Here is a 15,040-nt window from a genome sequence, read left to right as displayed (position 1 = left end):
AGATCAACGTTTCATACAACGCTGATACCGCTCATCCACGCGTTTGGCAAACCAGGCCGTGGTCAGGTTGCGGGTGATCTTCGGGCTTTTAAGCACAATGCCCGGCAGGACCGCCCGAGGCAGCGGCTTGCCGGCGGCTTCTTCGGCCAAGGCGAATACGCGTTTGTACAGCGTGGTGTCCTCGAAATCCAACCGCTCGCCCTGCTCCAGTTGGCTGCGAATGCTGGGGTTACGCATGTCCAGTTTCGCCCCCAATGAACGCACCGCCAGTTCTGTGGTGCCCGGCAGCAACGAACCATAGCGAATCAAATCCCCATCCAGCGCCAAGTCGGTGCCCGAGGCACGGCTGACCGCAGCCTGGAAGGCGGCATTGCGGCTGGCGTACCAACCGGCGTTGAAATCGGCGAAGCGATACAGCGGCTGGTCATAGCTGACCGGGTAGCCCAGCAAATGCGCGATGCCGAAGTACATGCCGCCACGACGGGTAAATACTTCGCGGCGAATCGTACCGTCCACCGTGTAGGGATAACCCCGCGCCTGTTTCTGCGCAAACTCGATGCTGACCTGCATCGGGCCAGCGGTGTGCACCGGGTTGAAGCCGCCAAACAGCGTGTTGCCCAGAGGCACCACGCTGATGAAGTCGTCAAAGATACCGCTCAGGTCCTTCTCCGTGCGTGCCGCATTCAAACGCTCGGCGTAGGTTTTGCCGCTGGGTGAGCGCAATTGCAACGCGCTGCGCACGACAAACGCCGGTACATGCACCTTCCCGGCCCGCCGCAGAATTTCATCCTGGGCGATCTTGCCCATGCCAGGCACCGCCGGGTCGACCTGATAGGTGGACTCTTGCTCGGTCACCGCCAGCACGGCGCAGATATTTTCGGTGCTGGGGTAGATCTTCTGGGCGTCGAACGCGGTGTAGATGTCCTGGGCCCAACCGGCACGGTCCGCGAGCGTGGCCGGTAGCAGCCGCACGATCTGCGCCTTCACCTCGGCCTCGCTGCGCTCGGGTAGTTGCGGACCGCGTGAGGTGGAGCAACCCGCCAGCACCAGCAAGGTAGCGAGGCAGAGGATCAGGCGGCTTGAATACATGAGGCTTCCTTGATTGACGGCGGGCCGGGCAGTGAGGATATCGACAGGCAAGTCTAACCGGGGTTCGTGGCTATGCCGAACTGAGTATGGCTCTGGCCGAAACTTCCCACGTAAACGCCGGATAAGCTCTACTTCCCTGCCCTGAAAACCGCTGCAAAGTCCCTCCCCTGATCACACAGTGCGAGGGATTGCAGATGGTTTTTCCAGTGAGAGCCCGGATCGTTGGGGCTCGCCCATGATCGAGGCAACCAGCCAGGCCATTGGCTTTCTGGTGCTGGCCGCGATGGATGCGAAGACGCGGGACGTCGAATCCGTGCTCAGCGATTTCCGCGGATGCCTCAACCACTACGACAACTGGGCACAGCGCTTTTTCAGCTTTTCGGCACTGGATGTGGAGCAGGTGTTCAAGGTCGGGGATGAGGTGGCGCTGGTTGCGCCAATCAACCGCTCGATCTTTCCCAGCAGCACCGTCGCTACCTGCCAGGCCAATGGCACGTTGACCCTGGTGCATAGCTTTCAGAGTTCGCGTTTCGTGCCGATCGGCAATACGCCGGTGGTGTTGCAGCGCATCGATCCAGACGGTGGCCCGCTGGGCGAGCCTATCCATAAAACCATCGGCCCAAGCGGCATCCTCGAAGTGACCGAGTGTGATCGCCACCAGCAGTATCGGGTCAGTTTCTACCCCGATGTTTCCACCGAGCATTTCAAGGCGCTGTACGCCTCTTATCAGTCGGTCATCACGCCACTGGAAAGCTGGCTGCGCAGTGAATGGGCCACCACCTTCGAACCACTTTGGGAGGGTTACTCCGAAGCGAATTTTCTCAAGCGCTACCTCTCGCTGCACCGCGCATATGCCCAAGGCTTTGGCAATGTTCTTTATTCGGTTTGGGACAACATCAAGCAGTTACTCCAGTGGTTGTCGGACCCGCTGGCCAACGCTGAAAAGCTGCTGCATTACCTTTCCCAGGACGAACTCGAAAAATTACTCGCGCTAAGTGCCGAGACCCTTGCCAAGGGTTTGCTGGTGCTCAGTGATGAGCCTTTGCTGTTCGTTTACCTGGCGGCGCTGGTCAGCTGGATGCGCATGCTGCCGCCGCCGTACATGAACGAAATGCTCGGGGAAATTGGCGCCGAGGTCGTCATCACGCTGTTACTGGGACTGGCGACGGCGGGCATGGGTCTTGTGGTGCGCATCAGCACCAAGGTGTTGGCCGGCATCAAGTCGCGCCGGGTGCGCAGGTGGCTGGAGCAGATAGCCGCGCAGTTCGGCGCAGCTCGCCTGGAGGGGCACAGCGAAGCGCTCAAGCCGGTGTTGCTGAGCAGCGCGGCAATACCGATCAAGGGGGTGCCGGTTGGGCCATTGAAGGTGGACAACACGCTGGTTTCAAACCCGGTGTCGGCGGTGCGCAGCAAGACCCAGCGCACGGCGTTGGTTCGCCAGGAGGCGGTGGATGATGTGCCTGCTTCCGCGAAAAATCCGGCCGGGGACGCTGCTGCTTCTGCGGACAAAACCGTCACCCACGGTTGCCCGGTGTCGATGGTCACCGGCGAAGAACTGCTGACCCTCACCGATGGCGCGCTGGATGGAGTTTTGCCGTTCGAGTGGACGCGGCTGTATCGCACCAGTGCGGTGGAAGTGGATTGCGGGTTGGGGTTTGGCTGGAGCCATGCGCTGGCCCAGCGGCTGGTGGTGTCGGGCGATTCGGTGGTGTGGACCGACCACGAAAACCGCTCGACCACCCTGCCCTTGCCGACGGTGGCTCGGCCGGCGATCACCAACAGCCTGGCGGAAGCGGCGATTTACCTGGGATCGTTGCCGGATGAACTGGTGCTGGCTCAGGGGTCGCGGTTCTACCACTTTTGCGACGGTGTGCTGACGGCGATCAGCGATGCGTATGACAACCGATTGCGCATTTTCCGGGATCGGTTGGGGCGGATTGAGCGGCTGGATAACGGCGTGGGCCGCTCTTTGCTGTTGCGCTACGAACTGGATCGCATTGTGGCGGTGGACTACCAGGTTCATCGCGCCAAGGGGCATGAACCCTTTGTTTGGGTGACCGAGCAGAACGTCGTTTCCTACGCCTATGACGACGCTGGACGACTGGTGTCGGCGACCAACGCTGTCGGTGAACGCGAGGTTTATCGGTACGACGAGCAACACGTCATTCTCGAGCGGCAACTGGCCGGTGGCGCGAGTTTCTTCTGGGAATGGGAACGTGCCGGCAAGGCCGCACGCTGTGTCCGGCACTGGGCCAGTTTCTCGCAGATGGACACGCGCTATGCCTGGGGCGACGACGGCCGCGTCACCGTGTACAACGCCGATGGCAGCCAAGAGGTTTATGTCCATGACGACCGAGCGCGACTGGTACAGCGCATCGACCCGGACGGCGCCCGGCACTTCAAATCCTACGATGACAAAGGCCGCCTGACCGTCGAGCAAGACCCGCTGGGCGCGGTGACGGCGTATCAGTACGACGACGCCGGACGCCTGGTGGCGCTGTTTCCGGGGGATGACGAGCCAACGTCCTACGAGCATGACGACGGCTTCGTACGGGTGGTGCGCCGGGGTGAGGCGGTCTGGACATACGAGCGTAATGACCAGGGCGATGTCATTCGCCAGATCGATCCGGATGGCCATGCGACCGACTACAGCTACGACAAGCAGGGGCAACTCACCGGCGTTTGGTACCCCGATAACAGCTGCCATCGGCTGGTGTGGAATGAGCGCGGACAGCTCGTTGAAGAACAGCTGCCCAATGGCGGGACCAAGCGCTATCGCTATGACGACCTGGGCCGGCAGATTGCCCGAGAGGATGAACAGGGCGCGCTGACCCAGTATCAATGGGACGGCGTAGGTCGGTTAACTCGCCTGGTGCTGCCGGACGGTGCAGCACGGGAATTCAGCTACAACCCCTACGGAAAAATCATCGCCGAACGCGACGAACTCGGCCACGTCACGCGCTACGAATACGCCGACGGCCTGCACCTGATCAGCCGTCGCATCAATGCCGACGGCACCCAGGTCAAGTACCGCTACGACAACGCCCGCCTGCTGCTGACCGCCATCGAAAACGAAGTCGGCGAAACCTACCAGCTCGACTACCACCCCAACGGCCTGATCCAGCAGGAAACCGGTTTCGACGGCCAACGCACCGCCTACGCCTACGACCTCAACGGGAACCTGCTGGAAAAGACCGAACGCGGCGACGACGGCCGTCAGCTAGTCACCCAATACCAGCGCGACCACGCCGGTCGCCTCGTACGAAAAACCCTGCCCGACGGCAGTATTGTCGACTATGCCTACGACCGCCAAGGCAACCTCCTCAGCGTCGACGACGGTCACTGGTTCCTGGCCTACGAATACGACAAACAAAACCGCCTCACCGCCGAACACCAGGGCTGGGGCACCTTGCGCTACGGCTACGACGCCTGCGGCCAGCTTCAACATTTACGCCTGCCCGACAACAACCGCCTCACCTTCAACCACGACAAAGGCGGCCACCTCGCCACCGTCGAACTGAACGGTGCGTTACTGACCTCACACCTCTTCAAGGCCGGCCGCGAACACCAGCGCCAACAAGGCCAACTGCTCAGCCACTACCACCACGACGACCAAAACCGCCTGCACGCCCACGCCATCACCCAACTGGAAAACCACCTCTACCAACGCCACTACGACTACGACAAAGCCGGCAACCTCACCCGCCTGCACGACACCCGCAAAGGCGAACACCTTTACCACTACGACCCGCTCCAGCGCCTGACCCGCGCCAATCACTCGCAAGACGTACAGGAGCGTTTCGGCCACAACCCGGCGGGCAATCTGCTCATGCAAAACCGGCCGGGGCCGGACATCGTTGCGGGCAATCGCCTGGTGATTCAGGGGGATCATCATTATGAGTATGACGCCTTTGGCAACCTCATCCGTGAGCGGCGAGGCAAGGGTCACTCACTCGTTACCGAGTATCGCTATGACTGCCAGCACCGGCTGATCGGCGTCACGAAACCCAACGGGCAAACGGCCAGTTATCGCTATGATCCGTTTGGGCGGCGTATCAGCAAAACCGTCGACGGCATCACGACGGAGTTTTTCTGGCAAGGCGACAAAGTCGTTGCTGAGCATCATGCGGATCGTCATCGCAGCTACCTCTACGAACCGGACAGCTTCCGCCCGCTGGTCTTGCTTGAGGGGTTCGGGCCAGAAAAAACCAAGCCCTATCACTACCAACTCGATCACCTCGGCACGCCGCAGGAACTCACTACACCTGAAGGCGACATCGTCTGGTCCGCCCACTACCGCGCCTACGGCGAAATCAGCCGGCTCGACGTAGGCAAAATCGACAACCCGCTGCGTTTCCAGGGCCAGTATTTCGACCAGGAAAGCGGCCTGCACTACAACCGCCATCGTTACTACAATCCGGATATTGGTCGTTACCTGACGCCTGATCCGGTGAAGCTGGCGGGTGGAATCAACGCTTACCAATACGTACCCAACCCTACAGGTTGGATTGATCCGCTTGGACTGAGTAGATGTCCCGGCAAGGAAGAATGTAACCCATCCGTAGGCGTTAAAGATCCTTTAGCATTAGTACCAAGTAAAAAAGTAGAACCCAGCCCTCCATCGCCGAGCCATGATGAAGGATATCTTTTTCGTGGAGACAAAGTTCCTCCAAATGAGGTATTCAAAAATGGCTTTAGAAGCAAAGGCAGCAGCGAAGATTTATACTTGCACGCGATTGACAGCGATGACCCCCCAAGCAATTTCATAAGTACATCGCCATCTCGAGCAGTCGGAATCACCTTTGCGACCAGCTATGGAGAAAAAAAAGGCTATTTATACACGCTTAAAAGCATTGAGGGCCATGATATAAATACTGAACTAGGAAAGCAGGCGCCTTACCCTAGAGAGCAAGAGTTTGCTATCCATCACAGAATTTATACGGAAGATATACTAGGCGCCACGCCAGTAAAAGCTGATGGAACATATGTCGGATATTCCATACCAAACCCTAACAGGAAATAAAATGAAAACAAAAAATATAAAAGCAATAATCAATAACGAACACAAACAAGTCACCGTCAAATATGATCCAACAAAACTCACCATGACGTTTTCAGAAGCTGAAAATTTTGGAAAGATTTATGAAGGAAAAGACCTATATGTTTGCTTCGCAAACATTCGAGCAGATTTCCCGCAGATAACTTTTCTATGCAAGGGAGCAAAAATAAACGTTAAACCTTCAAGAATGGCCTCTCAGATGAGCGCTGGACTTGTCGCGTACGAAATGACTTTGGGCCAACAAGCGACCAACGACAACATAGTTCATTTATTCGACTATGAGGAAAACGACCTAACTAACAACCCGCAGGATCAAATTGATTTCTTCAAAAAATGGTTAATATCACTAGGTGCGGAAGATTACGAAAAATTTAATTGAGCACCGTTCAAACTGAATATGAATGATCACCCTCTTATCCCTGTGACAAGCACGCCCGCTCATCACAGGGATAAACAGCGCCCTTAAATCCCCGCCAACGCCAAATCCATCGCAAAGTACGTAAATATCAAATCCGCCCCCGCCCGTTTGATCGAGCCCAAGGTCTCGCGCACGACGCGGTCTTCATCGATAGCACCCGCCTGGGCACCGAATTTGATCATCGCGTACTCACCACTTACCTGATACGCCGCCACGGGCAGGCGGGAGGCTTCGCGGATGTCGCGGATGATGTCGAGGTAGGCGCCGGCCGGTTTGACCATCAGCGCATCGGCGCCTTCCTGCTCGTCGAGCAGCGATTCGCGTACGGCTTCGCGGCGGTTCATCGGGTTCATTTGATAGCTTTTGCGGTCGCCCTTGAGGGCGCTGCCGCCAGCTTCGCGGAACGGACCGTAGAGCGCCGAGGCAAATTTGGTGGAGTAGGCCATGATCGGGATGTGGGTGAAGCCCGCGTCGTCGAGGGCGCGGCGGATGGCCTGGACCTGGCCGTCCATCGCCGCCGAGGGGGCGATCACGTCGGCGCCGGCGCGGGCGGCGGCCACGGCTTGTTTACCCAGGTTGACCAGGGTTGCGTCATTGTCGACGTGGGCGCCATGCATGACACCGCAGTGGCCGTGATCGGTGTATTCGCAAAAGCAGGTGTCGGACATCACGATCATTTCCGGCACGGCGTCCTTGATGATCGACGACATGCGCGAGACCAGGCCGCGTTCCTTCCAGGTGTCGCTGCCATTGGCGTCCAGGTGGTGGGACACGCCAAAGGTCATCACCGACTTGATGCCGGCACGGGCATAACGCTCGATCTCGCCGGCCAGTTTTTTCTCGGGGATACGCAACACGCCCGGCATGCTGGTGATCGGCACGAAGTCATCGATTTCTTCTTCGACGAAGATCGGCAGCACCAGGTCGTTGAGGGTAAATTCGCTTTCCTGGAACAAGCCACGCAGCTCCGGGGAGCGGCGCAGGCGACGTGGGCGGGCTTGGGGGAACTGGCTGGTCATGGCTTTCCTGAAAAATTGACTGAAAACGTTGGGGCGAAAGCTTATGCCCCACGCTGCGGCAGCACAAATGCCGAGGGGCCAACAGTGTATTGCCGGCCGCGTAACAATTACATTGATCTAGAGCTGCAAACGGCCATCGATGCATAACGCAACGGCCCCGCCCACCCAGATTTCATCGCCCTGGCGCTCGATACGAATACGCCCCGCACGCCCCATGGCCGTGCCCTGGCAGACCACATAGCGCTCCGGCGCCAGGCCCTCACTGAGCAACCATTGGGCAAGGCCGGCATTCAAGCTGCCGGTGGCCGGGTCTTCCTGGGCACCGTCGCCGGCGATAAAGGCGCGCACCTCGAACTGCGCGTCGTCCACCGTGCACGGAGCAATGACGCCGACCGCCAACCCGAGCAGTTGCGAGTAGTCCGGCTTGATCTCCAGCACGGCGTGACGATCGGCCAGCATCACCGCCAGCCAACCGGCACCGTTATCCACCCATTGGCTGCGCACAATCGCGTCGGGCGCCAGGCCCAGCCCCAGGCGCACACGTTCCAGCAGCGACGCCTCCACGGCCCCCGAACGCAACAGCGGTGGCGCGATAAACGCCAGCTCGTCGCCTTCGCGCCGGATGCGCACCAAGCCAATTTCGCACTCCTGAACGATCTCTTTCCCACGCGGTACGCCACCTGCGTGCAACCACGCATGGCAACTGCCCAGCGTCGGATGCCCGGCAAACGGCAGCTCCTGCAAAGTCGTGAAAATTCTTACGCGATAGTCGGCGCGTGGGTCGCGGGGCGTCAGCAGAAACGTTGTTTCGCTAAGGTTGGTCCACTTGGCGAAATCGGCCATCTGCTGGTCCGTCAGGCTGTCGGCGCCGACCACCACCGCCAGCGGGTTGCCTTTGAGCGGCACACTGCTGAATACATCCAGTTGCTTGAAATCGAAAGTCGGCATGTTCAGCTCGGAATGTTCAGGCCACGGATCACCGCTGGGCGTGCGACAAAGCCGTCCAGTGCGCGCAGTACGTTGGGAAAATCGGCGATGCCCACCAGATCGCCCGACTCGTAGAAGCCGATCAGGTTGCGAATCCAGGGGAAGGTGGCGATGTCCGCGATGCTGTAGTCATCCCCCATGATCCAGGTACGGCCCAGCAGGCGTTTTTCCAGCACCTGGAGCAACCGGCGGGACTCGGCGGCGTAGCGGTCACGCGGACGCTTGTCTTCATACGCCTTGCCCGCGAACTTGTTGAAGAACCCCACCTGGCCGAACATCGGGCCGATGCCGGCCATCTGGAACATCAACCACTGAAGGGTTTCATAGCGGGTCGCCGGGTCTTCGGAGAGCAGCCGGCTGGTTTTTTCCGCCAGGTAAATCAGGATCGCGCCGGACTCGAACAACGCCAGCGGCTGGCCGCTTGGGCCATTGGGATCGATGATCGCGGGGATTTTGTTGTTGGGGTTCAGCGACAGGAATTCCGGGGACAATTGGTCCTGGGTGTCAAAACTGACCTTGTGCGCTTCATAAGGCAGCCCCAGCTCTTCGAGCATGATCGAGACCTTGACGCCGTTGGGCGTGGGCAACGAATACAGCTGCAGGCGCTCCGGGTGCTGGGCGGGCCATTTGCTGTTGATCGGGAAAGCGGCGAGTGCGTTCATCAAAGGGAATTCCTGGGCGGGAAAAACCCCATCATAGACATCTGCTGGCCTCCCTGCATGGGTCATCATTAAGCAACATTGCCTGGTTAGAATCCGCCGTGGGCGAACCAAAACGCCGGAGCGCACTCTTAAAAGCGCTCACAGGGTGAATGGAGGCACCTGGCTATATCGACAAGGAACACCCTCAGGACGCTCACCGCGCCGCTGGGCCCGGGCCTGTCTGCCTTAATCCGACGCACGAAGACTCGAACCCATAATGAAGATCAAGCCTCTGCGCCTTGTGCACCGATTCAAACGCTATTCATACATGATGTTGCCGCTGCTGCTGGTGACGGCCGGAATTGTCACCGCACTGGACGCCCGTGAAAGCCGTGCGCAACCGGTGGACGGCGTGCAAACCCTGGTGTTCCTGCGCCATGGCGAAAAACCCGCCGGCGGTCTCGGCCAACTCAATTGCCAGGGCCTGAACCGGGCAATGAACCTGGCCAGCGTACTGCCGGAAAAATTCGGCAAGGCCGATTTCGTCTTCGCCGCCGACCCGACGCGCAATGTCGAGGAAGGCGAGCTGGACAATTCCTACAGCTACATTCGCCCGCTGATGACCATCAGCCCCAGCGCCATCAAGCTGGGCTTGCCAGTCAACATCAACTTCTCGGCGAACGACACCAGCGCCCTGGCCGACGAACTGGTCGAAGACAAATACCACAACGCCACGATCTACACCGCCTGGTCCCACGGTTACCTGCCGGAGCTGATCAATAAAGTCGCCAGCGAAGCAGTTGGTGAAAAACACACCATTACCGAAGACTGGTCCGGCAACGACTACGACTCGCTGTACGTGCTCACGCTGACCTGGCACAACGGCAAGGCCTCGCTGCTCAGCCGCAACTACAAGCAGGGGCTCAATAATGGTGAGGAAACCTGCCCAAACCCGACCCAGGTCAGCGCAGATACCTGAAGGTTGAGCGCCAGGGGCGTATGATGCCCCGCTATCGACTCATCAGCGGATCACTCCATGTCCAACCTTTCTTCTGCCCAGCCCAACCGGGGCTGGTCGTTCTGGTGCAAACCTGCGCTGTTTCTGCTGGTGGCCTGTATCGGCCTCTATTATGTGAAATGGTCGCCCTACTACCTCAAGGCGTTCGTCGCGGCCGATAACCACAGCATCGGCGCCTCGATTCTCAATGACCAGCAAAGCTCGCCCCTCGCGGCGGCGCTGGCCTATGCCCAGGTGTATTTCCTGGCGATCTGGAAAGCCGCCGTCCTGGCAGTAATCCTCGGTTCGCTGCTGCAGGTGCTGATCCCTCGCGACTGGCTGTTGCGCCTGTTTGGCCGCGCCGGCCTGGGCTCGACCCTGCGCGGCGGGCTGTTCGCCTTGCCGGGCATGATGTGCAGTTGCTGCGCGGCGCCCGTTGCGGCAGGTATGCGGCGGCAAAAGGTATCGGTCGGCGCGGCGCTGGCGTTCTGGATCGCCAACCCGGTATTGAACCCGGCCACATTGGTGTTCATGGGCTTCGTGCTGGGCTGGGGCTTTACCGCGCTGCGGCTGGTGGCCGGGATCGTGCTGGTGGTGGGTGTGTCGTTGGTGGCGCAGCGCATTGCACGTCCGGAGCAAGTACCGGAAGCGGCGCTCGAGGCGGTGGCCGAAGTCAGCACCGTTGAGTCCGGCTCCTTCCTCGCGCGCTGGTTACGCATTTTGTGGCAGCTGTTCTGGAGCACCATCCCGGTGTATATCCTCGCGGTGCTGATCCTCGGCGCGGCACGGGTGTGGCTGTTCCCACACGTGGACGGGGCGATGGCCGACAGCCTGGTATGGCTGGTACCGCTGGCAATCGTCGGCACGCTGTTCGTGATTCCTACGGCGGCGGAGATTCCGATCGTACAGACCATGATGACCCTGGGCATGGGCAACGGGCCGGCGGTCGCCTTGTTGATGACCCTGCCGAGCGTCAGCCTGCCGTCGCTGCTGATGCTGCGTAAGGACTTCGATGCGCGGGTGCTGGTGACCGTGGCCGGGTTGACCATGTTGATGGGGGTGGTGTGCGGGTTGATCGGGGCGGTGATTCTTTAGGGTCTGCGTGAAGGCTTCATCGCACCCAGCGGCCTAGTGTGGGAGGGGCCACCCCGATTGCAGTGTGTCAGGTATTAAGGACTTAGCTGACCCACCGCCATCGGGGGCAAGCTGAATTGGCCTAATGATCCCGGACACCTCTTAAGGGCGATATGATTCGCCCAATCAGGAGGTTCCGAATGCAACAGCGAAAGACCTATACCCACGAGTTCAAGCAACGTGCTGCAAGCATGGTTCTTGATGATAACTGCTCAGTTCCCGACGTCTGCGCATCGATGGACGTTGGCCCTACGGCTCTGCGCCGCTGGGTTGATCAGGTTCGTAAAGAACGTCACAAAGGGCAGCCAGTGGCAGGTACCAAGGCTATCAGCGACGAACAGCGATAGCTTCAACAGCTACGAGCCAAGATCAAGCGCCTGGAGACTGAGGCTGAAATCTTAAAAAAGGCTACGGCTCTCTTGATGTCGGATCCCGATCGTTTTTCCTGATCGAGGAACTGAGGGAGTCGAGTTCATATCCGACCAGCCTGCTTTGCAGTGCGCTAGGCGTTTCTCGCAGCGCGTTTTATGACTGGATTAAGCGTCGCTCAGCACCGAATGCCGAGCGTGACGCGCTTAGAGCAAAAGTCGTGCAATTGCATGTCGAAAGCCGGGAAAGTGCAGGCGCACGGATGATCTCTCAGCGCCTGAAGGCCCAGCAGATCAAGGCGGGAAGGTATTTAGTTGCAAAGCTCATGGCGGAGGCAAATCTGGCCAGCAAACAGCGTCGCCGCCATCAGTATCGCTCTCTAGAGGCGTCGAAGCATTTGTGGCCAAGAACCTGCTCAAGCGTAACTTCGAGCCAACCGCAATTAATCAGGTCTGGTGCGGCGACGTTACCAGCCTGATGGTTGGGAAACGTTGGTATCACTTGGCAGCGGTGATTGATCTGTTCGCCCGCCGAATCGTTGGCTGGGCGTTTTCTCTGATCAATGACGCCAACCTGGTTAGCAGGGCGCTGAGAATGGCGGTGGAGGTTCGAGGCAAACATGCAGGCTTGATGTTTCATTCAGATCAAGGCTGCCAATACACCAGCCAGCTCTTTCAGTCCGAGCTGCTGGAGCATGGAATAACGCAAAGCATGAGCCGCAGGGGGCAGTGCTGGGACAACGCGCCAACAGAGCGTTTCTTCGGGACGCTCAAATCAGAGTGGGTGCCCACCAAAGGCTATACGACAGTTGAAGAAGCCAAGCAGGATATGACCCGCTTTTTCATGCGATACAACCGAATCAGGCTCCACAGCTACAACAACTACCTGTCGCCAATAGCCATGGAGCAGGAGGCGGCTTGATCACCGTAACCGGTGTCCGGAAAAACTTGACCAGAACAAGCCCCCTCCCACAGTTTGAGCCGGTTTCTTCAGTTAATGCCGGGACACATGAGTTCGAGCACCGGATGATCGAACCCATACGCCGCAGGCCCAATGTGGGAGGGGGCTTGCCCCCGATGGCGGCCTGACAGGCGACCAGGATGTTGTAAAGCTATGTGATCTCAATGGCGTCCGAGAGGTCACCCCACCCGAGCGGCCCGCTCGCGCAAATACGCCACCACCGCGCCCTGCTCGCCGGCAAACTCGATCCGCGCGCCCTTGCTCTCACGCTGGAACGCATACATCGGGTCGTAATACTCACGCAACAACCCTTCAATCCACACCCGGTGCAGCTCCACCGCGCCACTGCGCGCCTGCTCCGCCAGCGCCTCCTGCAAAATCGCCTGCAGCCGCTGGAAGCGCTCGCCCCCCAGGCGCTTATGGATATTGGCCAGGCTTTGGGTCAGGCGCTCGGCAAACAACGCCTGGCCACTCTCACCCCATACCTCAATGAACTCGGCGCACAGGTCGACCACGTAATCGCGCAGGATACGTTCGACGCGGCCTTCAACGCTGTCTTCCAGCCACACCATGGGTAACGTCTGCATGCTTTTGTGCAGCGGCAGCGGCAACGCGCAACTGCCGATCATGCGGCTCTCGTCCTCGACCACGAACTGCTCGATGCCCGCTGCGCGCTTCTTCAGCAGGTCCACCGAAAGGCGGTTTTCGAAGTCGATGGTGGAGGGTTGCGCCGTGGCGCGCTTGCCGAAGCTGGAGCCGCGATGATTGGCATGGCCTTCCAGGTCCAGGGCGTTGCGCAACTGGCCGAGCACTTCGGTCTTGCCGGTGCCGGTCATGCCGCCGAGCAGGACGAAATCACATTCGGCGGTGGCCTGTTCCAGCGTGTCCAGCAAAAAGGTGCGCATGGCCTTGTAGCCACCGCCGACGCGGGGGTAGTCGATACCCGCTTCGGTTTTCAGCCATTGCTGCACGATCTGCGAACGCAGCCCGCCGCGAAAGCAGTACAGGTAGCCGTCTGGATGGGCCTGGGCGAATCGTGCCCAGCGCTCGATGCGTTCGGCCTTGATCGCCCCCGACACCAACTCGTGGCCCAGCACAATTGCAGCCTGCTGGCCTTGCTGCTTATAACAGGTGCCGACGCGCTGGCGTTCGTCGTCGGTCATCAGCGGCAGGTTGATCACACCGGGGAACGCGCCCTTGGCGAATTCGACCGGCGCGCGGGTGTCCATCATCGGCCGGTCGCTGAGGAAAATATCGCGGTAATCGGTGATGTCAGTCGCCATCAAACCACCTCGACCGCGTTGCTCTGTCGCTCCAGCAGTTCGCCGATCGGCTCAAGCGCCAGGCCCAGTTCAGCGGCCAGCGCATGGAACTCGGCGTCGCCTTCGGGCGTGACGGCGATCAGCAGGCCACCACTGGTTTGCGGATCGCACAGCACGCGCTTGTGCAGCTCCTGCACGCGGCCGAGCTTGCTGGCGTAGCTGTCGAAGTTGCGCAGGGTGCCACCGGGAACGCACCCCTGGTCCAGGTAGTACTCAACCCCCGGCAGGCGTGGGACTTTTGCGTATTCGATGCGGGCCGTGAGGCCGCTGCCGTCGGCCATTTCCACCAGGTGCCCAAGCAGGCCGAAACCGGTGACATCGGTCATCGCCGTCACCCCGGCCAATTTGCCGAAACGGCTGCCGGGCTTGTTGAGGGTGCACATCCAGTCACGGGCCAGGCCGATATCCGCCTCGCGCAACTTGCCCTTCTTTTCGGCGGTGGTGAGGATGCCGATGCCCAACGGTTTGGTCAGGTACAGCTTGCAGCCGGCAGTGGCGGTGTCGTTGCGCTTCATGTGGCGCTTTTGCACGATGCCGGTCACCGCCAGGCCGAAGATCGGCTCCGGCGCGTCGATCGAGTGCCCGCCCGCCAGCGGGATGCCGGCGGCGTCGCACACCGAGCGGCCGCCACGGATGACTTCGCGGGCAACTTCCGGCGCCAGCACGTTCACTGGCCAGCCAAGAATGGCGATGGCCATCAACGGGTCGCCGCCCATGGCGTAGATGTCGCTGATGGCGTTGGTGGCGGCGATGCGGCCGAAGTCGAAGGGGTCATCGACAATCGGCATGAAAAAATCGGTGGTGGAGACCACGCCGCGCTCGTCGTCGATGGCGTACACCGCTGCATCGTCGCGCGAGGCGTTGCCGACCCACAGGTTGGGGTCAAGGTTCTGCGCGCCGCTGCCGGCAAGGATCACTTCCAGCACCTGGGGCGAGATCTTGCAGCCGCAACCCGCACCGTGGCTGTACTGGGTAAGGCGAATCGGCTCGTTCATGGTGGACCTCAAGCTATCAAGTGGGCCGATTCTAGCAGACAGCAAAAGGC

General features: G+C 59.9%; 13 protein-coding genes. 7 read left to right on the top strand and 6 right to left on the bottom strand.

The window, feature by feature from the left end:
• Window positions 1–3: 3 nt before the first annotated feature.
• Complete coding sequence (locus tag SC318_RS09700; protein WP_320430589.1) at window positions 4–1,089, bottom strand: DUF1615 domain-containing protein; 1,086 nt, start codon at window positions 1,087–1,089, stop codon at window positions 4–6.
• 235 nt (window positions 1,090–1,324) lie between these two features.
• Between SC318_RS09700 and SC318_RS09695 the strand changes: the two genes are divergently transcribed.
• Window positions 1,325–6,112 carry an RHS repeat-associated core domain-containing protein gene (locus SC318_RS09695; RefSeq protein WP_320430588.1) on the top strand — a complete coding sequence of 1,596 codons (4,788 nt, stop codon included), beginning with the start codon at window positions 1,325–1,327 and terminating at the stop codon, window positions 6,110–6,112.
• A gap of 1 nt (window position 6,113) precedes the next feature.
• On the top strand, window positions 6,114–6,527 hold the full coding sequence (locus SC318_RS09690; RefSeq protein ID WP_320430587.1) for a hypothetical protein: 414 nt from the start codon (window positions 6,114–6,116) through the stop codon (window positions 6,525–6,527).
• Window positions 6,528–6,610: 83 nt separating this feature from the next.
• On the opposite strand, the gene hemB is transcribed toward SC318_RS09690, so the two are convergent.
• The 3 genes from hemB to SC318_RS09675 form a co-directional block, all read right to left on the bottom strand.
• Entirely contained in the window at window positions 6,611–7,585 is a 975-nt protein-coding gene (gene hemB, locus SC318_RS09685; RefSeq protein WP_049709018.1) for a porphobilinogen synthase, read from the bottom strand.
• 117 nt (window positions 7,586–7,702) lie between these two features.
• Window positions 7,703–8,533 carry a PhzF family protein gene (locus SC318_RS09680; RefSeq protein WP_320430586.1) on the bottom strand — a complete coding sequence of 277 codons (831 nt, stop codon included), beginning with the start codon at window positions 8,531–8,533 and terminating at the stop codon, window positions 7,703–7,705.
• A 2-nt stretch (window positions 8,534–8,535) separates the two neighbouring features.
• Entirely contained in the window at window positions 8,536–9,234 is a 699-nt protein-coding gene (locus tag SC318_RS09675; protein ID WP_306492440.1) for a glutathione S-transferase N-terminal domain-containing protein, read from the bottom strand.
• A gap of 256 nt (window positions 9,235–9,490) precedes the next feature.
• Between SC318_RS09675 and SC318_RS09670 the strand changes: the two genes are divergently transcribed.
• The 5 genes from SC318_RS09670 to SC318_RS09650 all read left to right on the top strand — a co-directional run bounded on the left by SC318_RS09670 (window position 9,491) and on the right by SC318_RS09650 (window position 12,634).
• Window positions 9,491–10,192 carry a histidine phosphatase family protein gene (locus SC318_RS09670; RefSeq protein WP_320430585.1) on the top strand — a complete coding sequence of 234 codons (702 nt, stop codon included), beginning with the start codon at window positions 9,491–9,493 and terminating at the stop codon, window positions 10,190–10,192.
• Between the two features lie 57 nt (window positions 10,193–10,249).
• A complete protein-coding gene (locus SC318_RS09665; RefSeq protein ID WP_320430584.1) occupies window positions 10,250–11,305 on the top strand; it encodes a permease in 1,056 nt (351 codons plus the stop codon).
• A 179-nt stretch (window positions 11,306–11,484) separates the two neighbouring features.
• Window positions 11,485–11,691 (top strand): transposase, encoded by a 207-nt coding sequence (locus tag SC318_RS09660; protein WP_320430583.1) that lies wholly within the window; start codon window positions 11,485–11,487, stop codon window positions 11,689–11,691.
• Between the two features lie 242 nt (window positions 11,692–11,933).
• Window positions 11,934–12,191 carry an IS3 family transposase gene (locus SC318_RS09655; RefSeq protein WP_320430582.1) on the top strand — a complete coding sequence of 86 codons (258 nt, stop codon included), beginning with the start codon at window positions 11,934–11,936 and terminating at the stop codon, window positions 12,189–12,191.
• Window positions 12,113–12,634, top strand: coding sequence for an IS3 family transposase (locus SC318_RS09650; RefSeq protein WP_320430581.1), 522 nt, complete (start codon window positions 12,113–12,115; stop codon window positions 12,632–12,634). The genes SC318_RS09655 and SC318_RS09650 overlap by 79 nt, the downstream gene beginning before the upstream one ends.
• Before the next feature lie 218 nt (window positions 12,635–12,852).
• Here the strand turns inward: SC318_RS09650 and mnmH are convergent, their stop codons facing one another.
• Both mnmH and selD read right to left on the bottom strand, forming a co-directional pair.
• Window positions 12,853–13,956 carry a tRNA 2-selenouridine(34) synthase MnmH gene (mnmH, locus tag SC318_RS09645; RefSeq protein WP_320430580.1) on the bottom strand — a complete coding sequence of 368 codons (1,104 nt, stop codon included), beginning with the start codon at window positions 13,954–13,956 and terminating at the stop codon, window positions 12,853–12,855.
• Window positions 13,956–14,990 carry a selenide, water dikinase SelD gene (gene selD / locus SC318_RS09640; protein WP_320430579.1) on the bottom strand — a complete coding sequence of 345 codons (1,035 nt, stop codon included), beginning with the start codon at window positions 14,988–14,990 and terminating at the stop codon, window positions 13,956–13,958. The genes mnmH and selD overlap by 1 nt, the downstream gene beginning before the upstream one ends.
• Window positions 14,991–15,040 lie beyond the last annotated feature (50 nt).

It is taken from the genome of Pseudomonas sp. MUP55 (assembly GCF_034043515.1).
GTDB lineage: Bacteria > Pseudomonadota > Gammaproteobacteria > Pseudomonadales > Pseudomonadaceae > Aquipseudomonas.
Note: the sequence above shows the minus strand (reverse complement) of the source record. Positions and strands in the feature narration are given on the sequence as shown.